Source organism: Sphingomonas anseongensis (assembly GCF_023516495.1).
GTDB lineage: Bacteria > Pseudomonadota > Alphaproteobacteria > Sphingomonadales > Sphingomonadaceae > Sphingomicrobium > Sphingomicrobium anseongensis.
On sequence record NZ_JAMGBC010000001.1, the window covers coordinates 1,210,121 to 1,228,645 of the forward strand.

The 18,525-nt window shown below is 65.0% G+C and carries 22 protein-coding genes; 16 read left to right on the plus strand and 6 right to left on the minus strand.

Annotated elements, in window-relative coordinates:
* Positions 1-105: 105 nt before the first annotated feature.
* Together dcd and kynU are read left to right on the plus strand one after the other, a co-directional pair.
* Entirely contained in the window at positions 106-660 is a 555-nt protein-coding gene (gene dcd, locus LZ519_RS06305) for a dCTP deaminase (protein WP_249867855.1), read from the plus strand.
* Complete coding sequence (gene kynU, locus LZ519_RS06310; protein WP_249867856.1) at positions 657-1,880, plus strand: kynureninase; 1,224 nt, start codon at positions 657-659, stop codon at positions 1,878-1,880. The genes dcd and kynU overlap by 4 nt, the downstream gene beginning before the upstream one ends.
* On the opposite strand, the gene LZ519_RS06315 is transcribed toward kynU, so the two are convergent.
* From LZ519_RS06315 to LZ519_RS06340, 6 genes are read right to left on the minus strand one after another with little or no spacing between them, the layout of a single operon-like run.
* Entirely contained in the window at positions 1,877-2,494 is a 618-nt protein-coding gene (locus LZ519_RS06315) for an NADPH-dependent FMN reductase (RefSeq protein WP_283937295.1), read from the minus strand. The genes kynU and LZ519_RS06315 overlap by 4 nt on opposite strands.
* 50 nt (positions 2,495-2,544) lie before the next feature.
* Complete coding sequence (locus LZ519_RS06320; protein WP_249867857.1) at positions 2,545-2,856, minus strand: hypothetical protein; 312 nt, start codon at positions 2,854-2,856, stop codon at positions 2,545-2,547.
* Between the two features lie 34 nt (positions 2,857-2,890).
* Positions 2,891-5,155 carry a ribonuclease R gene (gene rnr / locus LZ519_RS06325; RefSeq protein WP_249867858.1) on the minus strand — a complete coding sequence of 755 codons (2,265 nt, stop codon included), beginning with the start codon at positions 5,153-5,155 and terminating at the stop codon, positions 2,891-2,893.
* A 19-nt stretch (positions 5,156-5,174) separates the two neighbouring features.
* Positions 5,175-5,438, minus strand: coding sequence for a DksA/TraR family C4-type zinc finger protein (locus LZ519_RS06330; RefSeq protein ID WP_249867859.1), 264 nt, complete (start codon positions 5,436-5,438; stop codon positions 5,175-5,177).
* 18 nt (positions 5,439-5,456) lie between these two features.
* Positions 5,457-6,395, minus strand: coding sequence for a DMT family transporter (locus LZ519_RS06335; RefSeq protein WP_249867860.1), 939 nt, complete (start codon positions 6,393-6,395; stop codon positions 5,457-5,459).
* Complete coding sequence (locus tag LZ519_RS06340) at positions 6,396-7,760, minus strand: M28 family metallopeptidase (RefSeq protein ID WP_431358109.1); 1,365 nt, start codon at positions 7,758-7,760, stop codon at positions 6,396-6,398.
* A 99-nt stretch (positions 7,761-7,859) separates the two neighbouring features.
* On the opposite strand from LZ519_RS06340, the gene LZ519_RS06345 reads away from it, so the two are divergent.
* The 14 genes from LZ519_RS06345 to LZ519_RS06410 all read left to right on the plus strand — a co-directional run bounded on the left by LZ519_RS06345 (position 7,860) and on the right by LZ519_RS06410 (position 18,525).
* The gene (locus LZ519_RS06345) at positions 7,860-9,356 is read left to right on the plus strand and encodes a CoA-acylating methylmalonate-semialdehyde dehydrogenase (protein WP_249868878.1); all 1,497 of its coding nucleotides are present in this window, start codon (positions 7,860-7,862) and stop codon (positions 9,354-9,356) included.
* Between the two features lie 32 nt (positions 9,357-9,388).
* Positions 9,389-9,868: a hypothetical protein gene (locus LZ519_RS06350; protein WP_249867862.1), complete on the plus strand. Its 480-nt coding sequence runs from the start codon at positions 9,389-9,391 to the stop codon at positions 9,866-9,868.
* Between the two features lie 58 nt (positions 9,869-9,926).
* Positions 9,927-11,069, plus strand: a complete 1,143-nt coding sequence (locus LZ519_RS06355) for an acyl-CoA dehydrogenase family protein (protein ID WP_249867863.1) — start codon at positions 9,927-9,929, stop codon at positions 11,067-11,069.
* Positions 11,066-12,124, plus strand: a complete 1,059-nt coding sequence (locus tag LZ519_RS06360) for an enoyl-CoA hydratase/isomerase family protein (protein ID WP_249867864.1) — start codon at positions 11,066-11,068, stop codon at positions 12,122-12,124. Before LZ519_RS06355 ends, LZ519_RS06360 begins: the two co-directional genes overlap by 4 nt.
* Positions 12,121-12,900, plus strand: coding sequence for an enoyl-CoA hydratase-related protein (locus LZ519_RS06365; protein ID WP_249867865.1), 780 nt, complete (start codon positions 12,121-12,123; stop codon positions 12,898-12,900). Before LZ519_RS06360 ends, LZ519_RS06365 begins: the two co-directional genes overlap by 4 nt.
* Positions 12,884-13,792 carry a 3-hydroxyisobutyrate dehydrogenase gene (mmsB, locus tag LZ519_RS06370; protein ID WP_249868879.1) on the plus strand — a complete coding sequence of 303 codons (909 nt, stop codon included), beginning with the start codon at positions 12,884-12,886 and terminating at the stop codon, positions 13,790-13,792. Before LZ519_RS06365 ends, mmsB begins: the two co-directional genes overlap by 17 nt.
* Positions 13,793-13,811: 19 nt before the next feature.
* Positions 13,812-14,345 carry a c-type cytochrome gene (locus tag LZ519_RS06375; protein ID WP_249867866.1) on the plus strand — a complete coding sequence of 178 codons (534 nt, stop codon included), beginning with the start codon at positions 13,812-13,814 and terminating at the stop codon, positions 14,343-14,345.
* Positions 14,346-14,352: 7 nt separating this feature from the next.
* Complete coding sequence (locus LZ519_RS06380) at positions 14,353-15,009, plus strand: cytochrome b/b6 domain-containing protein (RefSeq protein ID WP_249867867.1); 657 nt, start codon at positions 14,353-14,355, stop codon at positions 15,007-15,009.
* A 31-nt stretch (positions 15,010-15,040) separates the two neighbouring features.
* The gene (locus tag LZ519_RS06385) at positions 15,041-15,607 is read left to right on the plus strand and encodes a NifU family protein (protein WP_249867868.1); all 567 of its coding nucleotides are present in this window, start codon (positions 15,041-15,043) and stop codon (positions 15,605-15,607) included.
* A gap of 79 nt (positions 15,608-15,686) precedes the next feature.
* The gene (gene tsaB / locus LZ519_RS06390; RefSeq protein WP_249867869.1) at positions 15,687-16,295 is read left to right on the plus strand and encodes a tRNA (adenosine(37)-N6)-threonylcarbamoyltransferase complex dimerization subunit type 1 TsaB; all 609 of its coding nucleotides are present in this window, start codon (positions 15,687-15,689) and stop codon (positions 16,293-16,295) included.
* Positions 16,292-16,759: a ribosomal protein S18-alanine N-acetyltransferase gene (gene rimI / locus LZ519_RS06395; protein ID WP_249867870.1), complete on the plus strand. Its 468-nt coding sequence runs from the start codon at positions 16,292-16,294 to the stop codon at positions 16,757-16,759. The genes tsaB and rimI overlap by 4 nt, the downstream gene beginning before the upstream one ends.
* Before the next feature lie 105 nt (positions 16,760-16,864).
* A complete protein-coding gene (locus tag LZ519_RS06400) occupies positions 16,865-17,290 on the plus strand; it encodes a Ros/MucR family transcriptional regulator (RefSeq protein ID WP_249867871.1) in 426 nt (141 codons plus the stop codon).
* A gap of 70 nt (positions 17,291-17,360) precedes the next feature.
* Positions 17,361-17,786, plus strand: a complete 426-nt coding sequence (locus LZ519_RS06405) for a Fur family transcriptional regulator (RefSeq protein ID WP_249867872.1) — start codon at positions 17,361-17,363, stop codon at positions 17,784-17,786.
* A gap of 166 nt (positions 17,787-17,952) precedes the next feature.
* Positions 17,953-18,525 (plus strand): lysophospholipid acyltransferase family protein, encoded by a 573-nt coding sequence (locus LZ519_RS06410; protein ID WP_249867873.1) that lies wholly within the window; start codon positions 17,953-17,955, stop codon positions 18,523-18,525.

Genomic DNA, 18,525 nt, shown 5'->3' on the forward strand with positions numbered 1-18,525 from the left:
GCCTGTGGATAGGATGTGAATCCCGCAGTTTTCAGCCGCGCCCCTCATCCACAGAAATAATGTCCGCCGATTGAAGGGCTCGAAGTCCACGGTTAGGCAGCGGCCATGCCCATTCTCTCCGACCGCTGGATTCGCGAGCAGGCCCAGAACCACGGGATGATCGAGCCGTTCGTCGAGGCGCAGCGTCGCGAAGGCTGCATCAGCTATGGCCTTTCCTCCTACGGCTACGACGCGCGCGTCTCCAACCATTTCAAGATCTTCACCAACGTCGATTCGGCCACTGTCGACCCGAAGGACTTCGCCGCGAACAGCTTCGTCGACCGCGAGGTCGACGTCTGCATCATCCCGCCCAACAGCTTCGCGCTGGCCCACACGGTCGAATATTTCCGCGTGCCGCGCGACGTGATGGTGATTTGTCTCGGCAAATCCACCTACGCCCGCTGCGGGATCATCGTGAACGTTACTCCGCTGGAGCCGGGCTGGGAGGGGCATGTGACGCTGGAATTTTCGAACACGACGCCGCTTCCGGCCAAGGTCTACGCGAACGAAGGCGCCTGCCAGTTCCTGTTCCTTCAGGGCAACGAGCCATGCGAGGTCAGCTACGCCGACCGAGCGGGCAAATATATGGGCCAGCAGGGCGTCACTCTTCCGAAGCTGTGACGCTCGAGGACGCCCAACAGCTCGACGAAGCCGACCCGCTAGCCTTCGCTCGCGAGCGGTTCCAGCTTCCCGAAAGCCTGATCTACCTCGACGGCAATTCGCTCGGCGCTCTTCCCGCGGCTACGCAGAGCCGCGTCGACAGACTGATCGCCGGAGAGTGGAGGGTCGACCTCATCTCCAGCTGGACCAAGCACGACTGGATCGACGCGCCGCTGCGGATAGCCTCCAAGCTGGCGCCCATCGTCGGCGCGAAGCCAAACGAGCTCGCGATTGCCGATTCAACCTCGGTCTGCCTGTTCAAGCTGCTGTCGGCGGCGGTCCGCGCCCGCCCCGGCCGGCGCGTCATCCTTGCCCAGCAAGGCAATTTCCCGACCGACACCTATGTCGCCCAAGGCCTGGCGGAGATGCTCCGATTGGAGCTTCGGCTGGTGCCCGCGGACCACATCGGCAACGCGATCGACGAGCAGACGGCCACCGTCACGCTGAGCCACGTCGATTATCGAAGCGGCGCCCGCGCCGATATGCGGGCCGTGAACGATGCGGCACGCGCAGCGGGAGCGCTCGTGGTCTGGGACCTGTCGCACAGCGCCGGGGCAATCGAGCTTCGCCTCGACGAAGCCGGCTGCGATCTGGCCGTCGGCTGCGGCTACAAATATCTGAACGGCGGCCCGGGCTCGCCCGCCTTCATGTTCGTCGCCGAGCGCCTCCAGGACGAGCTTCGACCGCCGCTGCAGGGCTGGTTCGGCCACTCCGAGCCGTTCGCGTTCGAGGAAAGCTACCGCCCGACGAGCGGGATTTCGCGTTTCCTGACCGGAACGCCCTCCATCATTGCGCTGGCGGCGCTCGAAGCTGGGATCGACACGTTCGAAGGCGTGGCGATGGCGGACGTCGAGGCCAAGTCGCGTGCGCTGCTCGCTCTGTTCATCGAGCAGGTGGAGAGGCGATGCGGCGGCGAAGTGTCGCTGTTCGGGCCACGCGATCTTGAGGCACGCGGAAGCCACGTCTGCTTTGCGCATCCGGACGGCTATGCGGTGATTCAGGCGCTGATCGCTCGGGGCGTCGTCGGAGATTTCCGGGCGCCCGACCTCATGCGCTTCGGCTTCACGCCGCTCTACACGCGCTTTGAGGAAGCGTGCCGCGCGGGGGATATCCTCGCCGACATCCTTGCCAACCGTGAATGGGACCAGCCGCGCTTCCGCGAACGCAAGAAGGTAACCTAGGCCGGCTGCTTCTGCTTTGCGGCGTGGGCAGAGTCTTCCGCGAGAGCGGCGCGTGAGCGGTGAATCATGTCGACCCAGTCGTGGAAGCTGTGGGCGAGCGTGGTGACCAGGTCCTTCAGCGGCCCGTCCTTGAGGCACCCGCTTTCATCGAAGCTGCCGTCGCTCACGTGGCCGAGATAGGCCTCCGGCTGCTGCATCACCGGCATGTTGAGGAACACGCAGGACTGGCGGATCTGGTGGTTCGACCCGAATCCGCCGATCGATCCCGGGGAAGCCGTGACGATCGCGGCGGGCTTCTTGTCCCACACGCTCTGCCCGTAAGGGCGCGACCCCACGTCGATGGCGTTTTTGAGGACGCCCGGCATCCCGCGATTATACTCAGGCGAGACGAACAGGACGCCGTCCGCCGAGCGGACTTGATCGCGGAAACGGGCATATTGCTCCGGCTCACCGGGCGAGCCGTCATAGTCCTGGTTGTAGAGCGGCAGGTCGCCGATCTCGACCATCGAGCAATCGAGATTGTCGTTTCGGATCGCGCAGATCGACCGCGCGATCTTCCGGTTGATGCTGTCCTTGCGAAGGCTGCCGACGATGATCGCGATCTTGTAGGCCATGTCCGGTTCTCCTTGCCCGCTCAATGACGGGGGGCGGTAATGGTTGCGGTTCAGCGCAAGACCAGGACCAGCAACAGGCCTGCCAGTAGCGCGAAGGCGAGGACCAGCAGGACTACCCGTACTCTCTGGAATCGGGCGATCCGGTCGCGGTCGTACGCAACCACGTCAATCCAATACTGACCCGGTTTTGCTTCGCGGATTATGCCGCGCTCGCTCATCCGTTCGAACATTCGCCGTTGCAGGCGGCTGCCCGGCTCGAACGACACCGCGTTGTCGGGCCGGACCGCATCCTGGCTGAAGAAGTGATGGCGGACGTCCCGCCGTGCCCTTGCTACTGCGGCTGCCGCTGCTGCCGTTGCCATCGTCTCTCGCTCCCCAAAGGCTTGCCGAGATAGCTTAGCGCCTTCTGTTGTTATGGCGAATGTTCTTGGGCCGGCCCCGCCTCGGCGCCGGGCGGTGCACCCGGTCGCGCCGATCCTCGGGCCTGGCGGGCTCATGATCCGGAATTGCGAAGCGCAGCCCGCCGGTGATCGGATTGGACTCGACGATTCGAAGCTTGAGCTTCTGGCCCATCCGATAGCTGGTCCCAGTCTCCTCGCCGATCAGCTGCTGGGTCTTCTCATCGTAGCGGAAATATTCTGATCCAATGGTCGAGACGGGCACGATCCCGTCGCCGCCGAACTCGGCCACGGTCGCGAAGAACCCAAACGGCTGGACGCCGGTAATCCGGCACATCACGACCTGCCCGACCTGGTCCGCCAGATAGGCCGCGACATAGCGGTCGACCGTCTCGCGCTCGGCCTCCATCGCGCGCCGCTCGAGCCGGGAAATCTGCTCCCCCACCTCGTCAAAGCGCTCGGCGTCCGCCTGCGGAAGGCCGCCCTCGCCCAACCTATACGCGCTGACCAGCGCGCGATGGACAAGCAGGTCGGCATAGCGGCGGATCGGCGAGGTGAAATGCGCGTATGTTCCCAGAGCCAGCCCGAAATGCCCCAGCCGCTCCGGCCCGTAGCGCGCCTGCATCTGCGTGCGCAGCAATTGCTCCATGATCTCCGGCCGGAAATCCGCATCGCCGACTCGGCTGATGATGGCGTTGAACGACTCCGGCTTGATCACCTGGCCGAGCGTGAACGCTATGCCGAACGTGTCGAGATAATCCTTGAGTGCCGCCAGCTTCTCGCGGCTCGGAGGCTCGTGGATTCGGTACATGACCGGCGCCTTCTTCGCCTCAAGCGCCTTGGCCGCCGCGACGTTGGCGGCGATCATGAAGTCCTCGACCAGCCGATGGGCATCGAGCCGCTCGCGCGGAGCGACCGAGGTGATCCGGCCCTTTTCGTCGAGCACCACCTGCCGCTCGGGCAGGTCGAGCTCAAGCGGCTGCCGCCTCTCGCGCGCCGACAGGAGCGCCCGCCAGCAGCCCCACAGGGGCCTGAGCGCTTGCTCGACGAGAGCGGCCGGAACGGGACCTTCGATCTCCGGCATCGAGCAGGTCGGCGAGGAGACTTCGACCCTTTCTTCATTCGCGATGTCGATCGCGGCTTGAGCATCTTCGTACGCAATGTTTGCAGCGACACAAATCTTTGCTCGCGTAAATCTCCAGCTCTTCAGGGTGCCGTCCTTGGCAATCTTCAGGTGGCACGCCATCGCCGCGCGTGTCTTGCCCTGCTTGAGCGAACAGATGTCCGCGGACAGCTCCTCGGGAAGCATCGGCACCACGCGATCGGGGAAGTAAACGCTGTTGCCGCGCGAGCGCGCGGACTTGTCGAGCGCTGAATCGGGCCGGACGTAGAAGCTGACGTCGGCGATCGCGACGATCGCGTTCCAGCCGCCCTCCCCGTCGGCTTCCGCCCAGATCGCGTCGTCATGGTCCCGCGCGTCGGCCGGATCGATCGCGACGATGGGCAGATGTGTCAGGTCCTCGCGCTCGCCGAGCGGTTGCTTCGCTACTCGGCTGGCTTCGGCGATGACGGCTTCGCTGAATTCGTACGGAAGCTCATACTTGTGGATCGCGATCAGGCTGAAGCTCTTGGGCGCGAACGGGTCGCCGAGGACAGCATCCACCTTCGCCGTCACCCGCGGCCCGCGGCCGGTCACTTCGCACAGCACTAGGTCCCCGGACTCGCCGTCCTTGACGTCACTGACCGGAAGCTCGCGCCGCTCCTTTTTCTCGACCGGGGTCAGCCAGAAGCGCGTGCCTTCCTTGCGAAGGACTCCGAGAACCAGCTCCGCCTTGCGAGCGAGCTTCTTGAGAGGGTGGGCGACGTAGCCGTTGCCGCGCTCCTCGGTTCGGGCGAGGATCCGGTCGCCAATCCCCAGTGCTCCGCGCCGCTCGCGTTCGATGACTCGAAGCTTCGGCGGCGGAATGTCGGCCTCCCAATGCTCCGGCTTGGCCCAGATGCTTCCGTTATCGTCAGCCTCGACGACGTGGAGCACGGTCACCTTCGGAATTCCGCCTAGCTTGTTGAAAGCACGGCCGCGCGACGTTTCGATCAGCCCCTCGTCGCCCATGTCGTTGAGAAGCTTCTTGAGAGCGATCTTCTCATTACCCTTGAGCCCGAAAGCGCGAGCGATCTCGCGCTTTCCCGCCGGCTGGTCGGACGAGGCGATGAAGTCGAGGATCTGCTGACGGCTCGGGAGGCCGGGTGTGGGCTTGCGGGCCATGACAGCGCCCTAAACGTGCCTAGCGCAGCTGGCTATCCTTGCTTCCGCGCCGGTTGATCGTCGAATGGGTCACCGCCTTGTCGCGCTCCGACTGGCAGGCGATGCAGGTGCGCACACCCGGCAGCGCGTCGCGCCGCTTCTTCGGGATCGGCTCTCCGCAATCGTCGCATTCCTCGGCGCTCTCGCCCTTGGGCGTGAGCGCACGCGCGCGAAGCACGGCATCCTTCACCGTGTCCTCGATCTGGTCCTGAACCGCTCCGTCGCGGGTCCAACCGCCGGCCATAACCTGCTCCTTCGAACCCTAGGTGGGCGCTGCAGCTTCAGCGGACAATGCCGCGAGCCGGTGAAGCCGGTGCTCGCGCCAGACGATCACCAGCCCGCTGGCAATAATGATCGGTGCGCCGACCCAGATCCACGGAGTCGGAAGCTCGCCGAAGATCCACTCGCCAAGGAGCACCGCCCAGAGCAGGCTCGTGTAATCCATCGGCATGACGAGGGCGACGGGCGCAAGGCGGAGCGCGCCGGTCAGTGTCAGCTGCGCTAGGCCGCCGACGACAGCGAGGCCGGCAAGCAACGCCCAACTTGCGGCATCATGCGAGTTGGCAAACCACAGCATCAGCAGCCCCAGGGGGACGAGCGAGCTCACCGCGAACCAGAAGACGGTGGTCGCCGCCCGTTCGGTCGCGCCGAGCTTCCTGATCACGATGGTCACCGACGCCGTCAGCAGTGCAGCCGCGAGCGCTACGGAAGCACCGAGCAGGGGAACGCCGCCGCTCCCTGGCTGGACGATCAGCAGCACTCCGGCGAAGCCCGCCGCGACCGCGCCCCAACGCCATTTGCCCGTCGGCTCGCCGAGCATCAGCGCGGCGAGGACGACCGAGAAGATGGGGACCGAAAAGCCGATTGTCGTCGCTTCGGCCAGGGGCAGCAATATGAACGCGAGGAAGTTCAACGCCATCGCCGTGAGCCCTAGCGCCATCCGGCCGACATGCGCGCCCACGCGCTTCGTCCGCAGGGAACCGAAGCCGGGTCCGATCGCGACGAAGGCCGTCGCTGCAAGCGCCGAGCCGCACTGCCGGTAGAACAAGCTCTCGACGACGTTGACGCCGCGCGTCGAGCCGAGCTTCACCAGCGCGAACATGACCGCGAGGAGGACTGCCGTCAGGAGTCGAAGCGCGATCCCCGCAAGCGGCCGCTGCTCTGCTGGGCGGTCGGTGTCGCGCGGTCCCCCTGCCGCCATCTATTGCTGCGGTTTGGCGGGCGCCACGTAGGGCTTGAATGCGCCGCCCGGAACCGCCGAGGCGACGGGGCTTTCGAAGCCCTCCTTGCTTACCGAGGAGACCCCGAACACCCAGTCATCGACGCGGACGTGCGGCAGGATCGCCTTCGTCTCGCCTGCGGCGACGCGCAGGGTTTCTTGCCATTGGTTGGAATCGGTTCTGCGCCAGCGAACGACGTACCCGCCAGTTGCTGCCGGGACCGCTGCCCAACTGAGCGTCGTATCCGTGCTCACCGCGCCTTCCGCCTTGGGCTCGGGCGGCGGCGGAGCGCTGGCGATCGCGGCGAGCGCGGCGGCGTTCAGCTTCGTCACCTTCTCCAGATAATTGAAGTCCATATGGTCGATGGTGTCGCCATAGACCTTGCCGTTCTCGGTCCTCAGGTCCTGGTGCTGCCAGTCGTAATTTTCGACCGCGACACTGAGCCGCGCGGCCGGAAAGCCAAGCTCCAGGAACGGGATATGGTCGCCGCCGCGACCCCAGCGGTCGGTTCGCCAGATCTGCCGGACGTCGAGCCCGATGTTCAAATTGTCGGCCAGCCCGTCGAGGAAGCGCGAGATGTTGCGCGACGGAGCGTCATTCTCGCCACCGAGACTGTGCGTCTGCGCCGCCAACTCACCTTGGCCCTGGCTGCGCGGCCCTTCCGACAGCACGCGAACATGCGTGTCATCACAGACGCCGTCGGCGCCGCAGCTGTTCCCGATAATGTCGTTGTTGAGGACGGTGACGACGTTCCAGCCCTGCGCCTTGGCGTAATCGGCCAGCACCTTGCCGCCGAGCAGGCCCTGCTCTTCCCCCGACAGCGCGGCGAACACGATCGTCCCCGGGAACTTGTGCTTGGACAGAACTCGCGCGGCCTCGATGACCGCCGCGGTTCCGGAGCCGTCGTCGTTCGCGCCCGGCGCGTCGGAGGTGAAGTTCATCACGTCGGTCACCCGGCTGTCGATATGGCCCTGGATGATGACGACGTCGTTGGGACGCTCGGTCCCGCGATGGATCGCGACCATGTCGCAGACGCGCGTCGGGTTGGGCACACGCCGGCCGGTCACCGTGTCGCACGGCCGAACGGTCGGAAGGCCAAAGCTCTTGAATTGCCTCTCCGTCCAGTTGAGCGCCGCGCCGATCCCGCGCTTCGGGTCGGTTTGCGAGGAAAGCGTGTGCCGGGTTCCGAAGCTGACCAGCTTTTCCACCGTCTTTCTCATCTGCGCTCCGCTTACCGGGGCGACGATCTGGCGAAGCTGGGCATAGGGCTGGTTCGGCACCGGCGCCGGCGGCGGGGCGGCCCCAATCAGTGCAACGCCGCTCAACAGGAACGTGAAAGCCTTCATCATCCTCTCCTCCGCCGCGCCAACTGGCATTTGAAGCCGCCCGGGTCTAGGGGAGCGGCGCCCCCAAAGACTCGAAACACAGGACAGATTTGACCCATGTTGCGTGACATCGACCATTTCATCGCCGGCGAAGCCTTCTCCTCCAGCGGACGGACCTCTGACGTGTTCGATCCGAATGCCGGCGAGGTCCAGGCGAAGGTGAAGCTCGGAACAGCGGCCGACCTCCAGCGCGCGATCGACGCCGCCAAGGCCGCGCAGCCGGCATGGGCAGCGACCAACCCGCAGCGCCGGGCCCGGGTGATGTTCCGCTACAAGGAGCTGGTCGAGGCGCACATGGACGAGCTCGCCGAGCTGCTGTCGTCGGAGCACGGCAAGGTGCTCGCCGACTCGCGCGGCGACGTCCAGCGCGGGCTAGAGGTCATCGAATATTGCTGCGGAATCCCGCAGGCCCTGAAGGGCGAATATACGCAGGGCGCGGGGCCGGGAATCGACGTCTATTCGCTGCGCCAGCCCCTCGGCATCGGCGCGGGGATCACGCCGTTCAACTTCCCTGCGATGATCCCGATGTGGATGTTCGGGATGGCGATCGCCTGCGGCAACGCCTTCATCCTCAAGCCCAGCGAGCGCGACCCGTCGGTCCCCGTCCGGCTCGCAGAGCTGATGAAGGAAGCCGGCCTTCCCGACGGCCTCCTCAACGTCGTCCACGGCGACAAGGAGATGGTCGACGCGATCCTCGACCATGACGACATCAAGGCGGTGAGCTTCGTCGGATCGTCCGACATCGCTCAGTATATCTACTCGCGCGGCACCGCGAACAACAAGCGCGTGCAGGCGTTCGGCGGCGCCAAGAACCACGGCATCGTCATGCCCGACGCCGACCTCGACCAGGTGGTCAACGACCTCGCCGGAGCGGCCTTCGGCTCGGCCGGCGAGCGCTGCATGGCCCTGCCCGTCGTCGTCCCCGTCGGCGACGACACCGCCAATCGCCTTCGCCAGAAGCTCATCCCCGCGATCGAGAAGCTGCGCGTCGGAGTCTCGACCGATCCCGACGCCCACTATGGGCCGGTGGTCAGCAAGGCGCACAAGGAGCGGATCGAGCACTACATCCAGATGTGCATCGACGAAGGCGGCGAGCTGGTCGTCGACGGCCGCGGATTCACGCTTCAGGGCAACGAGAAGGGCTTCTTCATCGGCCCCACCTTCTTCGACCACGTGAAGCCGAGCTTCCAGAGCTACAAGGACGAGATCTTCGGTCCGGTCCTGCAGATGGTCCGAGCCAAGGATTTCGACGAGGCGGTCCGGCTTCCCTCCGAGCACGATTACGGCAACGGAGTCGCCATCTTCACCCGCAACGGCCACGCTGCCCGCGAGTTCGTCAACCGCGTCAACGTCGGAATGGTGGGCGTGAACGTGCCCATCCCGGTGCCAGTCAGCTACCACAGCTTCGGCGGCTGGAAGCGCTCCGGGTTCGGCGACATTGGCCAGTACGGGCAGGAAGGCCTTCGCTTCTGGACCAAGAACAAGGTCGTCACCCAGCGCTGGCCCGACGGGTCTGTCACCGGCGAGAATGCCTTCATAATTCCGACGATGGGTTGAAACCGCTTGTGCTGACGGCTGTTAAGCCGCCGATGAAACTCTTTCTCGCACTCATCCCTATCGCTGCGCTCGCGGCCTGCGGGAGCGGCGACCCCGTGGCTAACAATGCCGCGAACACGTCTGCGCTTCCCGAGATCGAGCAATCGTCGCCGAGCCCCAGCGGCGCAGCGCCCGGCCAGGGCGCGCCGACCGGCAATGTCGTCACTGCCGCGGTGACCGAGATTCCCGCAGACATACGGGGTCGATGGGGCCTAACTCCGCGCGACTGCACATCGCCGCTCGGCGATGCCAAGGGCCTGCTGGTGATCAACGCGACCGAGCTTCGATTCTACGAATCGCGAGCGGTGCCGGCCGGGGACGTGCAGACTTCCGCAAATTCGATCAGCGGCGATTTCGCCTTCACCGGCGAGGGCCAGAACTGGACCCGGCACGTGACTCTGGAGGTGCGCGACGGACAGCTCGTCCGGACCGAGCGCGACCCGATTGCAAGCTTCACCTACGTGCGATGTTGAGCACAAGCCGCGCGCGGGGGCTGGTGGACGAGAAACGGGCAAGCTAGAGGCCGCGCCCATGCACCAGTTCGAGTTTACCGACGACCAACTCCAGATCCAGGAGATGGCGCGCAAGTTCACCGCCGACGCGATCACTCCGAACGCGGCCGAGTGGGACGAGAAGCACATCTTCCCCAAGGACACGATCCGCGAAGCCGCGGAGCTCGGCTTCGGAGCAATCTACGTCAGCGAGGAAAGCGGCGGGATCGGCCTCGGCCGGCTCGAGGCCGCGCTGATCATGGAAGCCATGGCCTACGGCTGCCCGTCCACCAGCGCCTTCATCTCCATCCACAACATGGCCAGCTGGATGATCGACCGCTTCGGCTCCGATGAGGTGAAGCAGAAGTATCTTCCGTCGCTGATCACGATGGAGCGGATGAGCAGCTACTGCCTGACCGAGCCGTCGTCAGGCTCCGATGCTGCGGCGCTCAAGACCAAGGCGGTCCTCGATGGCGACCATTATGTGGTTTCAGGGAGCAAGGCGTTCACCTCCGGAGGCGGCGCCAACGACCTGATGGTCGCAATGGTCCGTACCGGCGAGGATGGGCCGAAGGGGATCACCTGCTTGGTCATCGAAAAAGAGATGAAAGGCGTCAGCTTCGGTGCGCAGGAGCGCAAGCTCGGCTGGCATTCGCAGCCCACCGCGCAGGTCAATTTCGACGAGGTCCGCGTTCCCGTCGCCAACCGCGTCGGCGCGGAGGGAGAGGGATTCCGGATCGCGATGATGGGCCTCGACGGAGGCCGGCTGAACATCGGCGCCTGCTCGCTTGGAGGCGCTCAGCGCTGCCTCGACGAGGCGATCAACTACACCAAGGAGCGCAAGCAGTTCGGCAAGGCGATCGCGGATTTCCAGAACACGCAGTTCACGCTCGCGGACATGGAAACCGAGCTCCAGGCGGCGCGCTATTTGCTCTACGTCGCCGCAGCCAAGGTCACCGCCAACGCGCCTGACAAAACCCGCTTCGCAGCGATGGCAAAGAGGCTCGCGACCGACACCGGGTCGTCGGTGGTCGACCGGGCGCTCCAGCTTCACGGCGGCTACGGCTACCTGATGGACTATCCGATCGAGCGGTTCTGGCGTGACCTCCGGGTCCATTCGATCCTGGAGGGCACCAACCAGATCATGCGGGTCATCGTCAGCCGCGACCTATTGCGCCAGTGACCGACGACGTCCTGATCTCTGCCGAGCGCGGTGTCGCGCGGCTCCGGCTCAACCGGCCCAAGGCGATCCACGCGCTCACCACCGAGATGTGCGAGGCGATGAGCGAGGCGCTGCTGCGGTGGCGGACGGATTCGAACATCCAGTGTGTCGTCATCGACCATGCCGAGGGTCGCGGCTTCTGCGCCGGCGGCGACGTGGTGATGCTTGCGAAAAGCGGCGCCGGGGATGCCCACAAGGCGAAGGAGTTCTTCTTCGCCGAGTACCGGCTCAACCACCTCCTCTTCACCTACGACAAGCCGACGATCGCGATCATGGACGGGATCACGATGGGAGGCGGCGTTGGTATCTCCCAGCCCTGCACGCTCCGCGTCGCGACGGAGAACACCCGGCTGGCGATGCCGGAAACGGGCATCGGCCTGTTCCCGGACGTCGGTGGAGGCTGGTACCTGTCGCGGCTTCCGGGCCGCGTCGGCCAGTTCATGGCTTTGAGCGGCGCTCGGCTCGACGGCGCCGAATGCGCCTATCTTGGCCTCGCCACTCACTACATTCCGAATGCGTCTCTCGGCGAGCTGGTGGAGCGAATCGTCAAGGCGCCCGACCGGGTGCAGGGAACGCTCGGCGCTGCTGCCGAAACGCCGCCCGAGCCCAAGATCGCCGGCAACCAAGCGCTCATCAACCGGCTGTTCGCTTCCGACCGGCTCGAGGAAATCCTCGCCGCGCTCGAGGCCGACGAGAGCGAATGGTCGGAAAAGGAGCTGCTCACGCTCCGGACCAAGAGCCCGCTTTCGTGCAAGGTTTCCCTTCGCCTGCTCGCTGAAGGGGCCGACCGGGCGAGCTTCGCCGACGAGATGCGCGCCGAATATGCGCTCGCCGGCCGCGTCGTCCGCACCCACGATTTCAAGGAGGGCGTCCATGCCCTCCTGATCGACAAGCACAACCAGCCGCAGTGGAACCCGCCGATCGCCGAAGGCGTAAGCGACGATATGCTCGACGAGCTGTTCGCCCCGCTGCCGAAGTCCGAGCAATGGACGCCGTTCCCGGAGACTGGAGAATGACCGAATATCGAACCGTCCTCGTCGAGAAGCGCGGCGCAGTCACGCTCGTCACGCTGAACCGGCCGGAAGCGCTCAACGCGCTCAACAGCGAGGTCCTCAAGGAGCTGACCGAGGTCTTCGGTGACTACGATTCCGACGCGTCGCAGCGCTGCCTTGTGCTGACGGGGAGCGGTGAGAAGGCGTTCGCGGCGGGCGCCGACATCAAGGAGATGCAGCCGCAGGGCTTCGCGGACATGTATTCGGCGGACTTCTTCGCCGGCTGGGAAAGGATCACCTCGACCCGCAAGCCGTGGATAGCGGCGGTCGCGGGCTATGCCTTGGGCGGCGGCTGCGAGGTCGCGATGATGGCGGACTTCATCATCGCCGCCGACACCGCGAAATTCGGCCAGCCGGAAATCAAGCTGGCAGTCACGCCCGGGATGGGCGGGTCGCAGCGGCTCGCTCACGCGATCGGCAAGGCCAAGGCGATGGAAATGTGCCTGACCGGACGGATGATGGATGCAGCCGAGGCGGAGCAGTCGGGCCTCGTGGCCAAGGTCGTTCCTGCGAACGAACTCGTTACCGAGGCGGTGAAGACGGCCGAAGCCATCGCTGCGATGCCGCCTCTGGCAGCGATTGCGGCCAAGGAAATGGTCAACGCCGCCTTCGAGCTTCCGCTCGCCCAGGGCATCCGCTTCGAGCGCCGGCTGTTCCACGGACTGTTCGGAACCGAGGACCAGAAGGAAGGCATGGCCGCTTTCGTCGAAAAGCGGCCCGGGAATTGGAAGGGACGGTAACATGGCGCGCATCGCATTCATCGGCCTGGGCCACATGGGCGGCGGAATGGCGCCGAACCTGGTCAAGGCGGGCCATGAGGTTCGCGCGTTCGACCTGAGCGAGGACGCGCTCTCCAAGGCCTGCGAGCAAGGCTGCGGCCGCGCCGGATCGACAGAGGAGGCGGTGAAAGACGCCGAGGTGGTCGTCACGATGCTTCCCGCCGCCAAGCATGTGCTCGACGTCTACCGAAGCAACGTGTTCGGCAATGCGCCGACCAGCGCGCTCCTGATCGACTGCTCGACGATAGACGTCGCAAGCGCGCGCACCGTCGAGGAGGAAGCCAAGGCCAAAGGCTACGAGATGGTCGACGCTCCGGTTTCGGGCGGGATTGCCGCCGCTGCGGGCGGCACCCTCGCCTTCATGGTCGGCGGGTCGGACGAGGCTTTTGCCCGCGCCAAGCCGTTCATCGAGCCGATGGCCAAGGCGGTGATCCACGCCGGCGGTCCCGGCGCTGGCCAGGCGGCGAAGATCTGCAACAACATGATCCTTGGCGCGACCATGGCGGCGACCTGCGAGGGCTTCGTGCTTGCGCAGAAGCTGGGGCTCGACCCGCAGGTTTTCTTCGACATCTCGTCGCAGGCGTCGGGCCAGAGCTGGTCGATGACCAGCTATTGCCCGGTCCCCGGCGTGGGCCCGAAGACTCCCGCCGATAACGGCTATGAAGGCGGCTTCGCCGCCGCGCTGATGCTCAAGGACCTCAAGCTGGCGATGGAAGCGGCCAAGCAGGCAGGCGTCGACGTCGAGATGGGCGAAGAAGCCGAGGAGCTCTACGAGGAGTTTGTCGGCAAGGGCGGCGGGAACAAGGACTTCTCCGGAATCATCAAAATGATCGACGGCACCTGGAACGCCTGAACAGCGCGAGGACAATCGAATGAACTCGAAGACCCTTATTCTTCTTTGCGGAGTCGCATTGCTCGCCGCCTGCAAGCAGCAGCCGCAGGCCGACCAGGCGAAGAGTGTAACTCCCTCGGCCGAGACCCGTATTGCGGCGGCCGCGGCGCCCCTGTCGCACGATCAGGCGGTGGCGGTGATGAAGGAGCGCCACGAGGGGATGGAGAAGATCGGCAAGGCGACCAAGGTTGCCGGCCAGCAACTCAAGCTTTCCTCGCCCGACATGAATGCGATCCGCAAGTCGGCGGCGACGATGGCGGAGCTCGCTTCGAAGGTGCAGTCCTGGTTCCCGGAAGGAACCGGCCCCGACGTCGGCAAGACCCGCGCGAAGGCCGAAATCTGGCAGAAGCCTGAAGACTTTGCGCTCAAGGCTCATGATTTCAAAACCGCGGCCCAGCAGTTCGACGCAGCCGCGAAGCGCGGCGATTTGACCGAGGTCAATGGCGCGTTCGCGGCGACCGGTAAGACCTGTAAGGCCTGCCATGACCTCTACCGCGCCCCCGAAAAGCACTGACGCCCTGATGAAACAGCGTGTCTGGGACCTGCCCACGCGGCTGTTCCACTGGACGCTGGTGGTCGTGGTCGCCCTTGCCTGGTGGAGTGCGGAAACCGATCAGCAGGACCTTCACCTCTACCTCGGCTATGGGGCTCTCTCGCTGCTGCTGTTCCGAATCGGGTGGGGCCTGTTCGGAAGCTCGACGGCGCGCTTTTCATCCTTCGTCAGGGGGCCCTCGTCGGTCGCGAAATATGTCCGCGCCCGCTTCAACTGGCCGCTGGCGGGCCACGCTCCGCTTGGCGCTCTTAGCGTCCTAGCGCTGCTTGCGATGCTCTTCATCATGGTCGGGACGGGACTGTTCGCTTCCGATGAGGACGGGCTGTTCAGCGGCCCTCTCGCCTATCTCGTGAGCGTCGATGTTGCGGACCTCCTGACCGAGCTTCACGAGGAATTGTTCAACGTCCTCCTAGTCCTCATCGGACTGCACGTCGCGGCGATCCTGCTCTACCGGCTGGCGCTGGGGAAAAACCTGCTCGGCCCGATGATCACCGGCAAGGCGGATCTGGCGCCCGGAGTCGAGCCGATGCGCCCGGGAAAATGGTGGGTCGCACTGATCTGCCTCGTCGTCGCGATCGCGATTACCCGCTGGATCATCGGCGGAGCGCCACCCTTCGGCACTTGATCGGCCCGCTGCCCGGGGCCACATCGCAACCATGCTGATCCGCACCGAGCACACGCCCAACCCGTCGACCCGCAAGTTTCTTCCCGGCCAGCCGGTGATGGACAGCGGTACCCGCGACTTCCCCGACGCCGAGAGCGCAGCCGCCTCCCCGCTCGCCGAGAACCTGTTCTCAACCGGCATGGTCGAAGGAGTCTTCTACGGCAGCGACTTCGTCTCGGTGACGGCTGCTCCGGGAGTCGCCTGGTCCGACCTCGAGCCGATCGTCGTCGAGGCGTTGCTCGACCATTTCGTCACCGGCGCGCCCTTGTTCAAAGCGGGAAGCGCGGCGGGAATCGAGGTTGACTCCGACTTCGAGGAAGATCCCGGCGATGCGGAGATCATCGACCAGATCAAGGAGCTGATCGAAACGCGCGTGCGTCCGGCGGTCGCCCAAGACGGCGGAGACATCGTCTACAAAGGCTATCGCGACGGGCACCTCTTCCTGTCGATGCACGGCGCCTGCCAAGGCTGCCCGTCCTCGTCCGTGACGCTCAAGCGCGGCATCGAGAGCCTGATCAAGCATTACGTGCCGGAAGTAGAGTCCGTTGAAGCCGTCTGAGGCTTCATAGGGACTCTCGGTCGAACCCGTTTAACCCAGTGGATTGCGGCAAAAGGTCATATGTGACCTATTCGGCGCGATGATCCTCGCGCTCGACACCTCTACCGCAGCGTGCACTGCCGCCCTGTTCGATGGGAACGGAAGCTGCGTTGCCAGGGCCGACGAGCTGATCGGCCGCGGCCATGCCGAGCGGCTCGTGCCCATGCTCGAAGAGCTGCTGGCCGGACGCAGGGCCGATACGATCCTCGTCGGCACTGGCCCCGGAAGCTTCACCGGAATCCGCGTCGGAATCGCCGCCGCTCAGGGATTGGCGATCGGCTGGAATGCCGAGCTGGCTGGAATGTCCTCGCTCGCGCTTCTCGCGGCATCGAGCGGCGTCGACGGCGAAATGGCCGTCGCCATCAACGGCGGCCACGGCGAGCTTTTCGTCCAGCAATTCGACGCTAGTCTGAAGCCGATGAGCGAGCTTTGGAACCTTCCGCCTCGCGAAGCCGCGGCAGCCGCTTCCGCAAGCACTGTGGTGGGCCCGGGAGCGCAGGCGCTGGTGGACGCCGGAGGCAGCGCGCGCGCCATCGAAGGCTGGCCCTCCGCGGCCAACGCGCTACGGCTTCCGGAAGAGCTTCGAAGCCTGACGCCCGCGCCGCTCTACGCCCGAGCGCCCGATGCCAAGGTCAGGACCGCAGCATGATCGCGCAACTTTCGCAGGGCTGTGCCGACGACCTCGACGCGGTGATGCGGGTCATGACGTCCGCCTTCCCCGATCGCTACGGGGAGGCCTGGACCCGTTCCCAATGTGCCGGAATCCTACCGATGGCAGGCGTGAAGCTGGTCCTTGCCGAGGACGGCGAAGCCAATGTCGTCGGATTTTCGCTGTACCGGACGATCGTCGACGATGCCGAGCTGCTGCTTCTTGCAGTCGAGCCGAATTCGCGCGGCAAGGGCATCGGCCGGCAGCTGCTTTCCAATTTCATCGCTGATGCAAAGTCGAGCGGCGCGACGCGAGTTCACCTTGAGGTGCGCGACGGAAATCCCGCGATCCAGGTCTATGAAACCGCGGGGTTCGAACAGGCAAACCGCCGCCGCAATTACTATCGCGGCCGCGACGGCGCTGCGTTCGATGCATTGACGTTCGTTTTGACGACGCAAGATTAACTGCAATCAATAGGCGAGCTCTATTGCCGCGCGCGGCATGATTAGCTAGTGCCGAGCAGCCGCAGCCAAATCTATCCGCGGCGAGATCAATGGAGATTGAGTAAAATGGCCGATAATGGAGCGGCAGAAGATACATTGCTCACGCTGACTGCCGATATCGTCGCAGCGCACGTAAGCAATAACAGCGTTGCAGTGAACGATCTTCCGAACTTGATCCAGAATGTGCACCAGGCTCTTACGGGAGTTTCGGCGAACGCTTTGGCTTCGGAAGAAAAGCAGGAACCGAAAGTTTCGATCCGTTCCTCAATCAAGCCCGATCACATCAGCTGTCTCGAATGTGGGAAGAAGCAGAAGATGCTCAAGCGTCATCTGATGACCAACCACGAGATGACCCCGGCCGATTATCGCCAGAAGTGGCGGCTCGCAGCCGATTATCCGATGGTCGCGCCCAATTACGCCGAGCAGCGGCGGACCCTCGCCAAGTCGATCGGTCTCGGCACCAAGCGCCGCCGGACCCGCAAGTCCAAGTAGGTCGGACGGAAGGGGCGCCATTGAGCGTCCCTTCTTTACCGGCGCGGCTGTCGCGCTTACCTTCCCAGGCATGAGCCACGCAGTCATCGACGTCGAAGCGCTTTGCGCCGACAAGGGTCTCCGGATCACAGAGCAGCGGCGGGTTATCGCCCGAATCCTGTCCGAATCCGAAGATCATCCCGACGTCGAGACTCTTCATGAGCGCGCGTCGGCGATCGACCCGAAGATTTCGATCGCGACGGTCTATCGAACGGTGCGGTTGTTCGAGGAGGCGGGAATCCTCGCCCGGCATGAGTTCGGGGACGGACGCGCTCGCTACGAGGCGGCGTCCGACGACCATCACGACCATCTGATCGACGTCGAGACAGGCAATGTCGTCGAGTTCGTCGACGAAGAGCTCGAGGCTCTCCAGAAACGGATCGCGGAAAAGCTCGGCTTCCGCCTCGTCGATCACCGGATGGAGCTGTACGGCGTCTCGCTCAATCGCAACCGGTAATCCGCCACCTTCCAAGCTTCTGGCGGCCATTCGAATCGCCGCGCTGCTGCTGCTGTTCCTCGGTTGCGTCCCTTTCCACGTTGCGACCAAGGCATTGTTCGGCCGCTCCGGATGGCCGCCGAGGTTCCTCGCTGCAGCCGCGTGGATATGCGGAGCGCGGGTTCGAGTGTCCGGAGCCCGGCTGAAGCCGCACACTTTGCTCGTCTGCAACCACACCAGCTGGCTCGACATCCCGGTGATCGGCGGCGCCACGGGCTGCGCGTTCGTGTCGAAGCATGAGCTCGGCCACTCGCTGATCCACTGGATGGCCGACCAGGGTGGCACCCTCTACGTGCGGCGGGACCACCGTCGCGGAGCGCCTCACCAGGCAGAAGCGATTGCCCGCAAGCTCCAGGAGCCCCAGCCGGTCGCTCTATTTCCCGAGGGGACTACGGGTCCCGGCACGCACATGCTGCCCTTCCGGTCGACATTGTTCGCGGCCGTCGCGCCCGTTCCGCCGGGGGCGAACGTGCGGCCGGTGGCCATCGATTATGGCGAGGCTGCGCAGGACATCGGATGGTACCAGGAGCCTGGAAAGGCGAACGTCTTTCGAACGCTCGGCCGACGACGATCGCTTCCCATCACCATCCGCATCCTGGACCCGCTTCCGCCGATGGACGACCGAAAGGCGCTCGCTCATTCGGCGCGCGAGGCGATCGAAGCCGCACTGGCTTCAAGTCGCGGCGGCGCTCGCGTATAG